Origin of the sequence: Paenibacillus mesophilus, from assembly GCF_005938385.1 — a bacterium.
Classification (GTDB): domain Bacteria; phylum Bacillota; class Bacilli; order Paenibacillales; family NBRC-103111; genus Paenibacillus_AB; species Paenibacillus_AB mesophilus.
This window is the reverse complement of the sequence record NZ_VCRA01000056.1, coordinates 1-16,225: the sequence shown is the minus strand read 5'-3', so window position 1 is coordinate 16,225 and position 16,225 is coordinate 1. Positions and strand designations below refer to the sequence as shown.

Genomic DNA, 16,225 nt, shown 5'->3' with positions numbered 1-16,225 from the left:
TGTTCTACATCACGTAATTGCTCTTCAATCGTTTTCATCGCGATCACCCGTACAAATAAGTTGTAGTGTCTTATTCGACGCGGGTATCTTGAAGTTCCTTCCAAGCGTCTTTAGTTCAACTTATATACATAATAAAAAACACCCCAAGACTATAGACTCGGGGATGAGGTAGTGTCTCGTGGTACCACCCAGCTTCGTCAATAGGTCGTTCAAACGCCATCGCGTAGTCCAATACTTATTTACGCCTCATTCGCTTAATTACCATAGAACTATAGCTAGAAAAAAAGCGATGAAAAGAGCTAACAGCAAATAACCTCTGATTTGTTTAGTGATTGCTAACACCATCCTAATCATCCATGATTTATTTTTGTCGAAGGTAAGGACTTTCCGCGATATCAGGTCACGCGCATGATGATTCGTTATGGAGATTTGGTTTACCTCGATGCGTTAGATCGGCTGCATCATGACTATGTTACACTCGAAGCGCTTTTACCACTAGCAGTTTTATTGCACCTATAAACCAAGGTTTTGTCCATGAAGGAGAAACAAAAATCGTATACATTCCTAATCGATTTCCAGCCCATAAATCGGTAATAATGCCATTGCCGACAACCGCTGTCTCTTTTTTTTGGGTTCCGATTACATCCAAAGCAGCCATAAATGCTTTTTTCTTCGGTTTACTCGCTTCGAATAAAGCTGGTATCTCGTTAACAAGCTCGTTTCCTTGCAAAGGAGGCTTACTGTTCGAGACGATAATCAATTTTATCGCATAACGGGACTTAAAGTCTTTCAGCCATTCCTTCATCGAATCCGAGGCAGACGGAGAATTTTTCGGAATTAATGTATTACTCCAGTTAAGTATTATTCCTTTAATTCCTGCTCGTTGCAATGCGTCTCCGTCTATGTCGTAAATTGATCGTACAATTTGTGAAGGTTTGAAAATAGGCATAAGCTTCCTCCATTACATTTAATTACAAATCAGGTGTTAACTCATATGTAGTTTTCCTTTACTTTCATTTTTAATACTCCTCCATGTCCAGCCTGATCGGGAAGCTCATGGCTTGCACTGAAGGGCGCTGCCGATGATCCGGGCATTGTTCCGACAGTCTGGGACCGTGCCGGAGACTGCTTGGCAAGGGGCAAAGATCTACATTGCATAACCTATTGGGATATCGGAATAATAACTGTTTAAACAGAGCAGGTGCTCAATAAAGGAGATCAGAATGGAAAAAAACGGATATAAGGTGATTAATCATTCTGAGAATCGAAACAAAATGAACGGTGATGAAACACCGATAATTCTGGATGGAAAGGCAACTGAAAAGGTTCCAAGTGAGCCGAGTGTTATAGAAAGAACAAAAGAGGTTCTGGAGAACATAGGAACCACGATAAATGGTCTTTGAGACAAGGTTGAACGTAAGTGAATCAATAGGATTAACTTTAAGGATTAACAACTCTAAGTACCCGTTGCGGTGCTTTTTTTATTGTTGCAAAGTCGATTTTCGTTTTGGATAAAAACAACAAAATCAGAGAAGTCTAATTGAAGTTGTTGCCATTATGCGTTGAGACAAGGAGAGTTTTGATGAAATACAGACGATGGACCATGATGCTACTTTGTTTCGGTTTAACTGGGAACTTACTTCTTTCCCCGGCTTACGCGGAACATTTCGAAGACGATAATCTGTTGGCCAGGATCAAGGAAGAAGCGGACAAAAGGTACATACCAGCCATAAATGCCCGGATCGATCATGCATGGCACGCCATTCCCGGATACAATGGCCGTGAAGTGGATATTGAAAAAACATACGAGATTGCCCAGAAAAATCCGAATAGGATTGATTTTATTTATCGGGAAATTCCACCTACTGTAAATCTAGAGCAGCTCGGGGTTGAACCCATTTATAGAGGAAACCCTGGTAAGCCAATGGTTTCCATTATGGTCAATGTGGCTTGGGGTGATGAGTATATCCCGACCATTTTGGATGTTTTGGAAAAGGAACAGGTTCATGCAACTTTTTTCTTTGATGGCTCCTGGCTATCCAAGCATATGGATATGGCTAAACAGATCGGCGAGAGGGGGCATGAACTGTCAAACCATGCGTACTCGCATAAAAATATGAGCAGATTAAGCAAACAACAGGCCATCGAAGAAATATCGAAAACGGAAGCGCTGCTGAAGCAACTCCATGTTCAAAATCAATTATTTGCTCCGCCATCGGGCGATTACAGTATGGAAACGGTCCGAATCGCTCATGCGTTACAGTTGAAAACCGTATTATGGACGCTGGATACGGTAGATTGGAAACACCCGAGCCCAGAATCGATCGTTCAAAAGATATCCAACAAAGTCGAGCCAGGAATGATGATATTAATGCATCCAACAGATTCGTCAAGCCAAGCGTTGGAGAGGATGATTAAAGGTATCAAACAAAAGGGTTATGTACTCGGTACGGTAAGCGACCTTTTATCAACGAAACGGATTCCGGAAGAACGTACTTCACTCCATGAAGAACCGACTGAATCGATAGCAAATTAACAACTGAAACATTTTCAGATTTCCGCATGAATAAAGGCTACTGATCGTAATGTTGCGATCGGTAGCCTTTTGTATGTTTAATTTTTAGAAACCTTTGTATTGCGGCTCTTCATTTTCCAATTGTTGTACGCGGCTTTCGACCTGCTGTACGACTTGTTGCGTTTGAGTAGCAGCATTTGTAAAAAGGGTCTTCGCTTCAGCATTTTGGGTATCTAAAGCAAACTGTTCCAAGCTCGCTTGGGCACTTTTTAACGAGGCCACGCAAGTTTTAACTTGAGAAGCTACTGTCATAGGGATTCACCTCCTTCAAAAGAACTTCTATGCAACGAAGCATAATGTACCCCGGTTCCGTTATGTTCATACAACAATGGCTGGTTTCCGCCGGCTCTGAATTTAGCTCACGGAGATTTGTCATTGACAACGCGAAGGTTACGATTATCACGCTAACAAATACGATAGTTGAAGCACGGATAAGGCCACCGATAAAGATGAAGTTTGGGTATGGACGAGTTTCGGCCAAAGACCAAAATCTGGAACGGCAACTCATTAAGGTTCCGCGAGTTAGGTCTCGTAGAACCGTTTTATATTTGTCGATAAGCAAAGTGGAAAATATTTTGATCGGCCGCGCTATCACGCAATGCGTCTAACCTTTGGCAGTCCCAGGCAGGAAATCGATGGAGCATTTATCTAGGTGTACCGGCAATGGAAAAAAGGACGGATGACGACCGCGGAAGCTATGGGCGAATCGACATGTCAAAACCGACTTTTTATCGGCGCGTGAAGGAATATGAGAATGAACGTTCGTCGACGGGCAGTATAACGCAAACTTAATAGAATTCGTATTAGGTAGGCTGGCGAGCTTGATTGAGAAGTCGTTGGTACGATTTTTTCTGGGTCAACAAGGAGTTTTGGTGCCGAGGTCAAACTTATATGCATGAAACAAAGCAGTAAGAGAGGCTGCCGGTATGTTTGATCAATTGATCATAAAGTTTGAATCCGATTTACGTAGTTACTGTCGTATGCTCACTGGAACACCCTGGGATGCGGAAGATTTATATCAGAACACGCTGCTTAAAGCGTTTAAAGCAAAGGAGAAGCTGGTTCAACATCCATCGCCAAGAGCGCTTTTGTTCCGGATTGCATCGAATGGCTGGATTGATGAATGCCGAAAAAGAAAAGCCAATGTAGGTTTGCCGGAAGGGTATGAGGCGTTATCAGCAGATTTCGATGAGTATTCACTGGACGTTAAAGACGGTCTGGAGTTCTTGGTCTCCGCAGTTCCGCCCTTTCAGGTCGCCGTTGTGTTGCTGGCCGATGTTTTCGAGTACAACTCACGGGAGATTGCTGACATGCTTAAGACGACGGAAGGAGCGGCAAAAGCCGCACTACACCGGGCGCGGAAGCGATTGTCTGCCATTAAGCAAGACGCAAAATGGCAGGAAACCTACGCCGTAAACACAGCAGAGCAATCGTTTTTGATCGAACAGTTTCTGGCAGCATTTCGTTTGCGAGAGCCAATGGCGATTGCCAAAGCGTATCATCTCCTGACGAAAGCCGGTATTCGCGCAGAGCGCCATTTGCTGCAAGGCAAGCTGTATTTTACATTCCGCGATCCGGAAGGGAATGCCTTTACGGTAATCGCCGGATAATTTTTTCTTCAGCACCGTATCGTTTGTTTGTGTTGATTCGTGTATAAAGTGATGAAGATCCAATTTGAGGGGAGTTTTGCAGATGCTCATCAGAAATCGAATCAATACCTGCTTCATTCATTTGAAAAACCTGAAGAAAGGAAAAGAGTGGTATAAGATGGTGTTTCCGTTTGAGGTGCTGGCAGAGGGAGACGACTTCCTCGAATTCAAAATGGAAGGGGCGGGACTTATGTTGCTGCAAGCAGAGCATGAGAACATTACGCCGCTGCCGTACTCCGTCTTTTTCTTTGAAACGTCCGATGTGGATCAGGCTTTCCAGGAGTTAACGCAAAAAGGCGTCAAAACAGACGGAATCCGGCCGTTTCCAGACGGGATGCGTGGCTGTCACGCTTTCGACCCGGAAGGCAACATGCTGCTCATTTGCACGCCGCCTATTGTATGACTACAACTTACGAACGATATCGTCATGGTCACCAAGTTCTTACTTTGCCGTTACAGCAGCGCGGTGAATCGAGTCATAAATGGTAGTTCAGCTCATTGACGGTACGATAGTTGAATCACCAGCAAGGTCGTCGAATAATTCGACGACCTTTTTGAACGTTCAGACTGTGTCAGAAAGCATGCTTTTCGGGCACGCTCAAAAAGGGCTTGTTTCGTTATGTCAAAATGCCATTAATGAGTTTAGGCATGTGCCATGAATTGATGTGGTACTTTGCCATGAATGAGGGAGTACCTTTATGAAATTGGCATACGGTCGGGAGCATTGCTACTCGAGGAGCTGCCCATACGTACATCCTGAAGTGAGTTTTGCCGCTAGTGCGGCAAGCCGGAGGTTTTGTTTATTATTTGATCCCGAATCGAACGAAGGAATCCACGATTTGCCGCTGAAGCAAGAGGTAGAGGAGGAGAATCGGCAAGCAGGAGATCGTCTTCCCGCCACGAAGAGCTGACCGCGTGGCGTCCAGGAGCACTGCTGGATCAATAACGCTGACGAATGGTTATGAAATAGTCGATGAGTTGCAACTGAGGAGGAGCATGCCAGGCGATAAAATTTCTGGATCGGCATGTCGCCTTAGCTGCAGATGAAGGGAAGGGCAACGTAACTTAGGACCATTTCCGAATCGTCAGTTTTGGCCCCAGTAGATTCTGCCCAAGGACCTAGCGGCTCTGTAATCCATGAAGACGAAGCGGATTTCGCTCGCGTTGTCAAAACAGCAGGAGTTCGGCGACATCTCATGGAACTTATTACCTATTGTTCGGATAATGGGGGATTGCAATGGATATCGCGCAATATGAAGGATCCACGGTCAATATTAATACAGAGCTCAGCAAAGTCAGCAAACACGACAGAAAAAAAGTGATCGAAAAGTACAGGCGGATCGCAGAAAAAGGGGCGATGACTTGCCCATTTTGCAGTGAGAAACTGCTGTTGCGAGCGGGCGAGATCCGTGAAATCCATTTTGCCCATCCGGCAGGAAAGACCTGCCAAGAGGCGGATGCGTACGATACATACCGAAAACAAACTAGGCGCGAAAACAAAAAGCATTCTATCATTAAAGAGGCAATCTATACCGAATTGAAGAGCCAAGAAGTCATTAAGCCCGACCTCAGGGTCGAATACGGATATAAAGAAAAAGCGGCTGAGAAGTGGAGACATTACCCCGACATCTACATGAACAAAGGTGGACGCGAATTCGCTATTTCAGTAATAACGCATGTCCACGAGATCGGTGATGAGAAAGTCGTAAAAACAATCAGCAAGCGGAACCAATATTTCGCGGCTAAGGGTCTTGAAACAATATGGTTCGTGGAAGACAGGGAGTTGGCTGATGATTTTGAACACCGAGTGCTTCATTTGTGGGAGGCCGAGTACGGACTAGCGATAAAAACCGTTGCGGACCGTTTGTGGGATGCGTTTTTGGAAGGGATCATGCAGGATTTTCCTTATAATAATATTTTCGAACTGTTTAGATATAGATCGTACGCCCGCATGCATTTTGATGTCCGCAGTTTGTATTACGTTCATTCCACGGATGATGAAATTACTTTCTCCGTGTATCGGATGATACTAGATAAAAAGCGGAAACCGTTCCGCGCGTTTGCGTTAAATCGTGGTTATCGGATGCACATGTCGAGCGCACTAATCGTACGCGATGAAATCGTGCTGAGCAGGGAAGAGCAGGAGGACCAAGACCGTATCCAGTTTGCCATCGAAGTGGCTGAGCGGATAGAGCAGCTTCGAGAAGAAAAGATCGCCCAAGAAGAAACCCGGTTTGCGGAGCATATAGCCGCCGAGGAAGTTACGAAACAGAACGCGAGATCTCGCGTGCAGGCTCTTCCGCCCGAATATCAGCAGGCAGTTGCTGCCGCGGCGGAAATCGTGCATGTTGATATCGATGTCCTTGAATACATGGACAAATTAAAGACAGCGACCATCTCGGCACAAGAAGCCAAGAAGTTGTTTTATTATATGGAGCGTCACCGAAGCGAACTTGATGACTACGGGTTGTCCTTTGATGAAGTGAAGCGGCATATCAATTACGCTCTCGGCAGAGTCGGCAATCCCGACATCCGCAAATGGCTAGTCGAAGTTGAGTACCTCTGACCATTAGCAAGCATGATGAATCCTTTTATTGGATACGAGAATCAAATGTGATATAATTTTCTTAACTCTACAGAACCGATCCCTTATTTTACGCCACTAGAGATAAGGGATCGAGGTTCAAAAATGTATCTAACTGCAATATTGGATATAATAGTAATGTACATAGAAGAGACAGTAAATGTCGGCTGACAAGAAAAATATAACATTAAGAGTCGCGTATATCGCGGCTCTTTTCATTTATGTTGCCATGTTCTTGTCTTGGGTCAATGACAAGAACTCGACAACATGCCCCACAGGTGACAAGAACATGACAACATACCCCACAGATTGATTTTGATTCTTATGTAGTGGCTGTCAGGCCATGGCTGACATTCTTGGAGGACAAGAACATACACTCAATGAAAGTTTCGGCTTTATATTTTTTATCTGTAAGTTCTTGCACTTTTCGCTGGACAAGAACTTACATCGTTACCCGAATTGGGACAAGAACATACCATCCTTAGCCGCGACTGAACAAAAAACGGTTGAGGGAGGGGGGGCCAAGTTCTTGACCTTTATGCAACCAAGTTCTTGACATCCGACAATTGATGATAATCTAGGTGTCGGCTGACAAGAAAAATATAAGTCCGTCGTCCTGAGCCCCGACAGCACCAAGGCGAAAATCTTGAAATATCCGCCGAGCAGTGGTTCCGTTGGCGGAGTTCGACCTTCCGACCGCTCTTTCATCCAGGACGGTGCGACCTTCATCCCGCTCCGCTTCGTGGCGGAATCCATCGACGGCGAGGTGAAGTGGTACCAAGACGACTACGTAGCCGCCATCATAGCCGGATATAACATCAAATAGCACCGGGACGGACAGGCATTAGTTATTGGGGAAGCAGCGGCATACGCATATTGCCGGTGGGCTTCCCTTTCGCTATATCTGTCGCCTGGTCCATTCCGTCAAGTGGATAACGGGTTCGCATTCACGGGGTATCCAATTTCCCCAAACAGGGAACAAACAGGGGACCACTTTGTTTGCGGGGCGGAAATTGATAGTGATATGATGAGGGAAACAGGCGCCTTTTTGTTTCGGGAGGGTTGGGTTCAGATGAACAAGAAACTGCAGTTTTATGAAAACATGAAAGGAAGTAACCAGGGGACAGGTAAGTTGCCATTTTTTATTGGAATTCATGCCTTTCCCACGACCGTGTTAAATTATCATTCCTTTGTTGAGTTTACTTATATCATAGACGGAAGCGGTTACCAGAGCATAAATGGAACTCTGCATCGTATGGAGCCGGGCACGATTTCACTACTGCCTCCCTATCACATTCATCAAATGACGAGCGACAACGGATGTGTGATTCGAAAATACTGTTGCCTGTTCGATATGAACATATTATTTGGTTCGCCATACGCTTCTGAATGGACTGAACAATTGTATCAGATTGGCGCCGCATTTCCGTCATCTGTTGCGTTTCATGGAGAAGAAGCGGTTCTGATGGAAGCCCTGTTCGCACGCCTTTTGATGGAATACTGCAATCCGGATCTGCGCGGGCGAAATCACATGATTTGCAGTAAACTGTCCGAGGCACTGCTCCTGTTTCTGAGAGCTGCCGCTGCTGCTGGCGATCATGAGGCAAAGCCGAATGAACAGGAGGAAGGGAACCCGTTGTTCTGGTCTGCTCTTCATTATGTTCATGCGCATTATACGGAGCGATTAACGTTGGATATGGTAGCAAAGCATCTTCATATCAGCGAATCGTATGTAAGTCGGATGTTCAGAGAAAGAACGGGGCGAAGCTTCCTTGAATACGTACACCAACTTCGTATAGATAGCGCGGCCAGTATGCTGGTTACGACGGACAGAACGATTATGGATATTGCATTCGATACAGGATTTGAATCTCCCCGTACCTTTTATCGAGTGTTCAAAGAGGTTAGGGGCCAATCGCCAAAAGAATATCGGAATGCCAACTTGTGCAGGTCTGGACTAAGCTAAGTTCAGCCTGCTTTTCATTTTCGTCGCCTGTCAGTGGTAAGGATATGACCTATTGTTATTGGAATTTGTCACGAATAATTTCCTGAACGAGGTTACAATTCGATTAGATCAGAAATTAGCTTTAAAGGCTTTAGATGATCTGGATCGGAGCAATGGAACTATCGCACAAAGGAGATGTGTAACATGGACAAATTGGCAATTGACGGGGGTTTGCCAATCAGAACGAAACCGTTTCCGGCATGGCCTATATACGATGAATTGGAGGAGCGGCTCATTCTCGAAGTTGTTCGCTCCGGCAGATGGGGAGGTCATGCCAAGCTGTCCGAACTGGAGGAGAAGTTCGCCGCCATCCATGATGCGAAGCACGCCGTATCGGTCGCCAACGGCACGGTAGCGATCACCGTAGCTTTGCAAGCGGCCGGCGTACAGCCGGGCGACGAAGTGATCATGCCTCCGTATACGTTTATTGCCACGGCCAGCTCCGCGCTCTTGTTTGGCGCGATTCCTGTATTCGTTGACGTCGAGCCGGATTCGCTGCTGATCGATCCGGAGAAGGTGGAGGCGGCGATCACGTCGAAGACGAAGGCGATTATCGCTGTGCATATTGCCGGCGCCCCTGCCAACCTGACTCGCTTGAGGGCCATTGCCAATAAGCACGGACTTCGCCTGATTGAAGATTCGGCGCAAGCGGTCGGCGCGAGATGGGACGGCGTCGGAGTTGGCGCCCAGGGCGACCTCGGCACGTTCAGCTTTCAATCGAGCAAAAATATTAACGCCGGGGAAGGCGGCATGATCCTGACCAATGATCAGGAATTGGCCGACCATGCCTGGTCCTTGGCGAATGTAGGGCGCATCCGGCAAGGCGACTGGTATCAGCATGAGAGGATTGGATGGAATTTGCGCCTGACCGGGCTGCAGGCCGCGATTTTGCTTGGCCAGTTGTCTCGTCTGGACGACCAAATGGAGCGGCGCGAGCGGAACGCCAAGCTGCTCACCGAGCTGTTGGACGACACACAGGGGGTCCGCACCCTCCGTCGCGATCCGAAGATTACCCGGCACGCGCTGCACATATTCATGTTCCGTATCGATCCGGATCTGACAGACCGCGTTAATAAAGCTGATGTGATCCGCAGGCTGAATGCGGAAGGCATACCCGTTGGCTTCGGCTATATCTCGCTCAACCAAAACAAGGCGATCATCAACGAGACGAAGAAATGGACCGGAGAAGAACGCGTGTATTCGTGTCCGAACAGCGAGCGGGCATGCGACAAAGAAATTTTGTGGTTGTCTCAGAACATCTTGCTGGCGGGCGAGCCGGATATGCACGATATCGTGGCAGGAGTACGCAAGGTGATGGCTTCCTTCCAGTAATGGTAAGCCAGAGGAACTGGCAAACAAGTAACAAGCAGACGCGGACCGTAAGAGCCGTGCCTGCTTGTTTTTTTCAAAATATAAGCGTTATATGTCGACAAGCTCGGCCAACGTTTGGCGGATCGCAGGTTCCGTTGCTTCTGTAAACGGCGAACAAAGACCGAAGATTGGATAGGAGTCGACCGACTCATAGCCGCCTTCGCGAAGCTGCCGGGCTGTGGACACATAACCGATCATCCCGTTGCTGTAAGCGACGGGGAGTGTGCGTTTGTCTGACAGATCTTTAATAAACAGACCGTACTCAACGACCATTTCCGCGTTCATGGCGAGCAGCGACAGCCCGTCCGCAATATCCATGCGTACCAGGTCAAGCTCTGCCGCAGGTCGTACCAGCTTCGGATGGTCCAGCAGCAGCTTCGCCCAGTCGCGTATGATCGGTCCCGCCGATTGGCTGTATCCGGTAAGCTCCGACGTGGTCGGGACAGAAGAGAAGGCCAATGGCAGTTTGACGTGCGTTCCTGTTGGCGAGCATGGTTGCAATTCATGCATTTGGCCGTTCAACACATTCCTTACCGATTCGTATAACCGTGCTCCAAGCTGCTGCACATCTGTATCGGTTCCGCTGTAAAATTTACCGTCGCGGTACAAGGGCGGGCGCACATCGCCGCAGCAACCTTGGAAAAACAAGGAGATCGCGCCGTTGTTCACTTCGCGTTCCAGTTGTTCCATGGCCAGGCCGCAATATTCGGATGATACGAAGTTGGCGTTCGTCGTGGTCGGGTGGCACGTGTAGTGGACAATCCATGCTTTTGCTTCTCCCGCGGCGTTGACGAAACGGATCACCGTGACCTCGGAGTCCTTCGCGCCTTGCTCATTCGGGGCGATAACGATTTTGCCGTCAACGAGCTTCCTGCGATGGATGCCCAAGTCGCAAACGCCAGACCCGCGCTGTATCGTAACAGGCTCCAAATTGGCCTCGGCGAGCTCCATGCCGGCGAGCAGCTTGTGTTCCAGCTCCTGAAGATAGCTGTCATCCGCTGCGCCCAGCGACGGCATCAAGGTACTTGTTTGCGGACCGGAATGGCTGTGAGAGGCGTTGAGCAAGATGTCCTCCGCCCTCATTCCCCAGCGCACAGCCAGTTCCTGCCGCAGCTTCTCCGTTTGTTCGGTTGACCACCAGATGAGATCGCCGGCGACAAGCAGACGGTTGCGCGCTGTTCCCGTTTCCTCGTCTTGCTGCCTAAGGAACAGGGCTTTCGCATAAATCGGGTGGTGTACCCCTTCGAAGACGCCATTACGGCTGCTGTAACCGGCCAACATGACGGGGGGGCTTGGAGTGATGTCGATTTTACAGGTTCCTAACCAAACGCTCATATTCGTTTCAACTCCATTGTAGTATCGTTCAGGGACGATTGCTTGATTCCCTTAGGAGCTTAAGCGGAATTACCGCCCTGGCTGACGACCCTGGACCTGTATATTATTAGGGCCTGTTCGTCAGAAGAAAGGTACGTTATTAAAGCTCCTTAATTGGTAACGCAAGTCCATGATAAACTAAACCCGCTTGCAACGTATGCCATTTTCATGAATTGTTGCGCCATTATTTATGACAGGATCGTCGCTTCCATCCTTTACCTGTTCATCGGTTTCCGTCAGCATGGATGGCTGGAAACAAAGGGGCAAAGATGACTGAAGAACGAGTCGGTCATCCGGGAAGTAAGCCCAGCTAGTAAGGATATGACCCATTGTTTATTTATTTTGACACGAATCTTTTCCGTAATATAGATACAATTAGTGCAGATATGAAAATCAGTTGTCACCTTTCCGTGTTTGTAAAAGGCAACTTTTTTCGGTTATCTAAAGTTGATGAAGGGGTGAAATGATTTGAAAGAGAAAGGTTTATCCATTGGTCGAGGAGTTGCCCGACGTAACATGTTTGTCATGACGATCTCCGCTTTGATCATGTCGGGATTGGCGGCAGGCTGCAGCGATCGTAACGACGGCTCGAAATCGGAAGGCCAATCAAAGCCTGCGCAAGCGAAACCTGTCGAACTGGTTTTTTACGCGTTGTCCGCGTTGTCGGGAACAGATGAGGAAAAGGCGGAACAATGGACCGCTTATGTCCAGAAGAAGCATCCGAATATTTCTTTAAAATTCATTAATGCTACGGATACAAACACTGTCGACAACGTGATTGCCACGAAACAACCCGTCGATATTCTTTTCGGTTCATTTGCCAACTTTTTGAGGTTCAAGGATAGAGAAATGACAGGTGATATGACTGAACTGGTCAAGCAGAACAAATTTGATCTGTCGTCAGTAGAAAAGCAGTATGTCGACATGGTTCAACAATATCATGACGGGAAACTGCCTTTATTGCCCGTATATGATCTCAGGCTGGGAGTTTACTATAATAAAGATTTGTTTGACAAATTTGGCGTTCCATATCCAAAAGACGGAACAACATGGGAAAATCTGCTCGACACGGCCAGGAAGTTAACAAGGGAGGAGAGCGGTGTAACTTACCGCGGTTTTGCAACAGCCTCTGCAGGAGCAGGACTGGCGATCAACCAATATTCATTGGGATATACCGATCCGAAAACAGGGAAGCTTGCTATCAACACGGATCAATGGAAGCGTTATTTTGCACCGATTGTTCCAATGTTTACTGTTCCGGGCTATAACCCTACAAAAGAAATTGTGGAAGGCGGTCTCAAATTGTTCGAGGAAGGGTCTGCCGCTATGGTGATCGCCTTCAACTCCTATGGCTCGTTCACTCTTCCGAGTAAGAATCTCAATTGGGACGTAACAAGCCTTCCTGAAATGAGCGACCTTCGAGGAATTGGATCGCAACCGTATCCGGTATACTTGGGCCTCTCTTCCACCAGCAAACATAAGGACGAAGCATTTCAAGCGATCAGCGCTTTGCTCTCCCTCGAAACTCAGATCGATCGGTCATCGAAGTTTGGAGTGTTCAGCCCGTTGAAGGACCAGAAAGCGAAAGTCGCCTTCGGAGAATCTAAAATGTGGAAAGGGAAAAATTTTCAAGCTTTCGCTGGCCAAAAGCCTGCAGCCCCGGCGCCGGCTGTTAATGCCAATCTGAAGAATATCGCTGAAAGTGAGCTTAACAAAGTTTTCACTTCTGTCATTACGGGTGAAAAGGATATTAACACTGCGCTGCGAGAGGCGGAAGATGCGACCGACAAAGCTTACCAACAATTTTTGTCGCAACAATCCAAATAAATCAACAAACCAGGCCACCACCATCAATAGGAGGAAGTAGAAGCATATGAACAAAGTACGTCTTGGTATTATCGGGTGCGGGGGAATGTCGCGCGCCCACATGGGAGACTTTCACCATCTATCGGATCGCATGGAAATTGTGGCCACGTGCGACATTGTTCCGGAACGCGCCTAGAATGTGGCCGTATTCGAAATTTTGAAAGTTTGCATCATATTTAAAATGGTTTGGGGGAATGCACGAATGACGACATCGATTCCATCACATCCGGCCGAAAGCAACTTGACGAAACCGTCGCTCCGGGCATGCGATCTGCTGCTGCCGGCGAACATTCCGGCGGTTACGGGAAAAGAGATCAATCTGTATTTCGATAATCTGATCATCGGGGATGCGACACGCTACGATTTCGTCGTACGCTGCGCGATTGGACGCCATCAGAATGAGCGGTGGACCTGCGTGCCCACGGAACTGGGAAATGTTCCGCTGACCGTAGAGGTATATTCGGAGGAGGGCGTTCTGTTGTCCGCCGCCGATACGGTCGTCCAGGTGAAGGCGACCGACGGAAACGGGGGCTCCAGAACGATATTGTTTGTCGGAGACAGCACGACGGCCGCTGGGGCGTATACGGCTGAGCTGTTGAGGCTGTTCGCACTCGATTCGGACAATCTGAAGCTGATCGGGAAGCAGGGGACGGCTCCGAACGTTCACGAAGGCTTGGGCGGCTGGCGGGTGGACAGCTTTTTCGAGAAGGAGGGAAGCCCGTTCGTGTTCGGCGGGGCGTTTAATTTCTGCCGCTACATGCGTGACAACGGATTCGAAGACAGCGGCTTGACCGATTTGTGCGTGCATCTGGGCATCAATGACGTGTGGCTGGAAAAAGACGATGAGGCAGTGGCGAAGCTGCTGGAGCGGGAAATGCCGATGCTGGAATCGATGTTCGAGTCCGTATGGGCCTACGACGCTTCCATCCGGATCGGCATCATGATCGTCATCCCGCCGTCCCTGACGCAGGACAGTTTCGGAGCGAGCTATGGGACAAGGCAAACAAGGCGCCGCTATAAGCGAAACGTATTTTTATGGAATCAAGAGCTGATTCGCCGATTTGGGAATCGGGAAGGATTCGAGCTCGTTCCGGTCAACGTCAATCTGGACACGGTTAACAGCATGCCCTCGGAGCTTGTACCGGCAAACAGCAGAAGCTCCGTGACGATCCGGAGGCTGAACAATGGAGTCCATCCGGCGCAGGAAGGCTATAAGCAGATGGCGGACGTCCTGTATTATTGGCTGAAATAGTATTTTTACACACACGGGAGATGGATACAAAGCGATTCCGCCGGGGTGCGCAAGGTTTGGCTTCATACCGGTAATTATGCTTGAAGACGAAGATGGCGCCAGCGATGAGTACAGTTTGTGTTTGATAGCGGGGGAGCTCTTTCGGGGCTTCCTTTTTGCTTTTTGTCGTTCCCATCAGTAAGGATATGACCGATTGTTTTTTGCTTTTGTCACGATTCTATTCCTGGATATCGTTACGATCAGTGTAGATGAAGAAAATAGTTGTCGCCAGCCACTGTTTTGAAAACGGCAACATTTTCGGTTATCTACAATGGGATTTCATAAGAAGTACACAAGGGAGGGGATGATTTGATTGGATTTGATGGGGAAATTCAGGTTGAAACAGTTTACGGTACCGTTCGGTAATCTGCTTCTTGCAGCCTGCTCGAATGAAGCGGGAGGAGGTGATGGGTTGAAGCAGGGCTTTCGCTGCCGATTGGACGGGTGGACTGTATGTGAGCAGAAACGGACGATAGGATGTGGGAGGAAGAAACGCGTTTGCCGATGGAATCAGATACAGGCACGTTTTTTGGATGAGCAGCCGTGTGTATGCCGGATAGCAGCTCATGTGGCGCAAAAGGTGGATTGGGAAACAGCCGCGTTGGCAGTTGTGTTGCGGCAAGCCGTAGCCGGTCCAACGGGTATTGACGTGTGAAACGTGGTTTGGGTCGCAAGTTGCAGTTGAAGCAGTTGCCGGGAAATGTTTCATCGCAAGAGTGTGTGGTTCAACATCGTCTAACGACGTCAAGTGCATCGGAATGCACAATGGAACAACAACGTAAGGGGCGACAATGTCACATCGTTGCATGGCTCCGATGCGAAGCATTGTTCAAACGGGCTTGAACGGAAGAAGGGATGGTATGCCCGTATTTTGAAAGCGCTGTCAAATTGGAAGAACGAAGATGTATGGGAGGAAGGGAACGGAATGAGAGCAAGGATAAAAATGAAAAAGAAGCGGATTCGTACCGACAACCAGTTCCACGTGACATGCTCTGCTTCATCTTCGCTTTGTCTAGTTTCCTCTTAAAAGCTGCTGAAGTGTATTGGAACCCCGGTCCAATTTCATACTCTAGCTTCTTTAGTTCCAGCTTATGACGCTCCGCCTCGGTCAACTCATCCCGCACAAGGTGCCCCGTGGCCAGCTAGCAGCGGCGGCCCCGCCCGAAAGGCGAGAAGAAAACGAAAAACCATATCCGGTTTATATAATTAAATTAAATATTAAATCCGGTTTATTTAATTGTAGTTTAAAAATAAAATTCGCTGTGTTATAATCGGGTTCAAGCAAGAGAATGTATATTTTTTTATCCGGTTTATATAAATACATTCTTTTATATAAACCGGGGTCGCAGAACGGTGAAAGAAGGAGGGATTGCCTGATGGAACCCGAATAAGTAGGACATAACGACGATTGGACAATCGCAAGGAGAGAGCCGCCCGATGAGAGGAAGACCGACGAACGAACAGTTTCGCCAACTACTTGAGCATATGGTTCAAACGCTGAAAACCGAGA

General features: G+C 47.8%; 15 protein-coding genes. 11 read left to right on the top strand and 4 right to left on the bottom strand.

What is annotated here, in order from left to right:
* Positions 1-472: 472 nt before the first annotated feature.
* The gene (locus FE783_RS36475; protein ID WP_138884321.1) at positions 473-949 is read right to left on the bottom strand and encodes a YqeG family HAD IIIA-type phosphatase; all 477 of its coding nucleotides are present in this window, start codon (positions 947-949) and stop codon (positions 473-475) included.
* Between the two features lie 274 nt (positions 950-1,223).
* On the opposite strand from FE783_RS36475, the gene FE783_RS36470 reads away from it, so the two are divergent.
* Both FE783_RS36470 and FE783_RS36465 read left to right on the top strand, forming a co-directional pair.
* Entirely contained in the window at positions 1,224-1,403 is a 180-nt protein-coding gene (locus FE783_RS36470; protein ID WP_138884320.1) for a hypothetical protein, read from the top strand.
* Positions 1,404-1,582: 179 nt separating this feature from the next.
* Positions 1,583-2,536: a polysaccharide deacetylase family protein gene (locus FE783_RS36465; protein ID WP_138884319.1), complete on the top strand. Its 954-nt coding sequence runs from the start codon at positions 1,583-1,585 to the stop codon at positions 2,534-2,536.
* An 84-nt stretch (positions 2,537-2,620) separates the two neighbouring features.
* On the opposite strand, the gene FE783_RS36460 is transcribed toward FE783_RS36465, so the two are convergent.
* Positions 2,621-2,827, bottom strand: coding sequence for a DUF1657 domain-containing protein (locus FE783_RS36460; protein WP_138884318.1), 207 nt, complete (start codon positions 2,825-2,827; stop codon positions 2,621-2,623).
* Positions 2,828-3,501: 674 nt separating this feature from the next.
* Here FE783_RS36460 and FE783_RS36450 point away from each other — a divergent pair.
* The 6 genes from FE783_RS36450 (at position 3,502) to FE783_RS36420 (ending at position 10,145) form a co-directional block, all read left to right on the top strand.
* Positions 3,502-4,185: an RNA polymerase sigma factor gene (locus FE783_RS36450; RefSeq protein WP_138884317.1), complete on the top strand. Its 684-nt coding sequence runs from the start codon at positions 3,502-3,504 to the stop codon at positions 4,183-4,185.
* A gap of 82 nt (positions 4,186-4,267) precedes the next feature.
* The gene (locus tag FE783_RS36445; protein ID WP_138884316.1) at positions 4,268-4,627 is read left to right on the top strand and encodes a VOC family protein; all 360 of its coding nucleotides are present in this window, start codon (positions 4,268-4,270) and stop codon (positions 4,625-4,627) included.
* Positions 4,628-5,461: 834 nt separating this feature from the next.
* Positions 5,462-6,790: a competence protein CoiA family protein gene (locus FE783_RS36435; protein ID WP_138884315.1), complete on the top strand. Its 1,329-nt coding sequence runs from the start codon at positions 5,462-5,464 to the stop codon at positions 6,788-6,790.
* A gap of 664 nt (positions 6,791-7,454) precedes the next feature.
* Positions 7,455-7,634, top strand: a complete 180-nt coding sequence (locus tag FE783_RS36430) for a stalk domain-containing protein (protein WP_158302243.1) — start codon at positions 7,455-7,457, stop codon at positions 7,632-7,634.
* Positions 7,635-7,880: 246 nt separating this feature from the next.
* Positions 7,881-8,774, top strand: a complete 894-nt coding sequence (locus tag FE783_RS36425) for an AraC family transcriptional regulator (protein WP_158302242.1) — start codon at positions 7,881-7,883, stop codon at positions 8,772-8,774.
* A 183-nt stretch (positions 8,775-8,957) separates the two neighbouring features.
* Positions 8,958-10,145 carry a DegT/DnrJ/EryC1/StrS family aminotransferase gene (locus FE783_RS36420; RefSeq protein WP_138884312.1) on the top strand — a complete coding sequence of 396 codons (1,188 nt, stop codon included), beginning with the start codon at positions 8,958-8,960 and terminating at the stop codon, positions 10,143-10,145.
* Positions 10,146-10,232: 87 nt separating this feature from the next.
* Here the strand turns inward: FE783_RS36420 and FE783_RS36415 are convergent, their stop codons facing one another.
* A complete protein-coding gene (locus FE783_RS36415; RefSeq protein ID WP_138884311.1) occupies positions 10,233-11,519 on the bottom strand; it encodes a neutral/alkaline non-lysosomal ceramidase N-terminal domain-containing protein in 1,287 nt (428 codons plus the stop codon).
* 507 nt (positions 11,520-12,026) lie between these two features.
* Between FE783_RS36415 and FE783_RS36410 the strand changes: the two genes are divergently transcribed.
* The 3 genes from FE783_RS36410 (at position 12,027) to FE783_RS36405 (ending at position 14,676) form a co-directional block, all read left to right on the top strand.
* Complete coding sequence (locus FE783_RS36410; RefSeq protein WP_138884310.1) at positions 12,027-13,385, top strand: ABC transporter substrate-binding protein; 1,359 nt, start codon at positions 12,027-12,029, stop codon at positions 13,383-13,385.
* A gap of 46 nt (positions 13,386-13,431) precedes the next feature.
* Positions 13,432-13,560 (top strand): hypothetical protein, encoded by a 129-nt coding sequence (locus FE783_RS38785; RefSeq protein ID WP_274381476.1) that lies wholly within the window; start codon positions 13,432-13,434, stop codon positions 13,558-13,560.
* 66 nt (positions 13,561-13,626) lie between these two features.
* Positions 13,627-14,676, top strand: coding sequence for an SGNH/GDSL hydrolase family protein (locus FE783_RS36405; protein ID WP_138884309.1), 1,050 nt, complete (start codon positions 13,627-13,629; stop codon positions 14,674-14,676).
* Positions 14,677-15,913: 1,237 nt separating this feature from the next.
* Here the strand turns inward: FE783_RS36405 and FE783_RS38585 are convergent.
* A partial coding sequence (locus tag FE783_RS38585) for a hypothetical protein (protein WP_238403415.1) occupies positions 15,914-16,225 on the bottom strand: 312 nt, incomplete at its 5' end.

Excerpts from the sequence above, each read along its gene's own strand:
- FE783_RS36450 (WP_138884317.1), top strand. The coding sequence starts at position 3,502 with ATGTTTGATCAATTGATCATAAAGTTTGAATCCGATTTACGTAGTTAC.
- FE783_RS36420 (WP_138884312.1), top strand. The coding sequence starts at position 8,958 with ATGGACAAATTGGCAATTGACGGGGGTTTGCCAATCAGAACGAAACCG.
- FE783_RS36405 (WP_138884309.1), top strand. The coding sequence starts at position 13,627 with ATGACGACATCGATTCCATCACATCCGGCCGAAAGCAACTTGACGAAA.
- FE783_RS36415 (WP_138884311.1), bottom strand. The coding sequence starts at position 11,519 with ATGAGCGTTTGGTTAGGAACCTGTAAAATCGACATCACTCCAAGCCCC.
- FE783_RS36435 (WP_138884315.1), top strand. The coding sequence starts at position 5,462 with ATGGATATCGCGCAATATGAAGGATCCACGGTCAATATTAATACAGAG.
- FE783_RS38785 (WP_274381476.1), top strand. The coding sequence starts at position 13,432 with ATGAACAAAGTACGTCTTGGTATTATCGGGTGCGGGGGAATGTCGCGC.
- FE783_RS36475 (WP_138884321.1), bottom strand. The coding sequence starts at position 949 with ATGCCTATTTTCAAACCTTCACAAATTGTACGATCAATTTACGACATA.
- FE783_RS36445 (WP_138884316.1), top strand. The coding sequence starts at position 4,268 with ATGCTCATCAGAAATCGAATCAATACCTGCTTCATTCATTTGAAAAAC.
- FE783_RS36460 (WP_138884318.1), bottom strand. The coding sequence starts at position 2,827 with ATGACAGTAGCTTCTCAAGTTAAAACTTGCGTGGCCTCGTTAAAAAGT.
- FE783_RS36465 (WP_138884319.1), top strand. The coding sequence starts at position 1,583 with ATGAAATACAGACGATGGACCATGATGCTACTTTGTTTCGGTTTAACT.
- FE783_RS36470 (WP_138884320.1), top strand. The coding sequence starts at position 1,224 with ATGGAAAAAAACGGATATAAGGTGATTAATCATTCTGAGAATCGAAAC.
- FE783_RS36425 (WP_158302242.1), top strand. The coding sequence starts at position 7,881 with ATGAACAAGAAACTGCAGTTTTATGAAAACATGAAAGGAAGTAACCAG.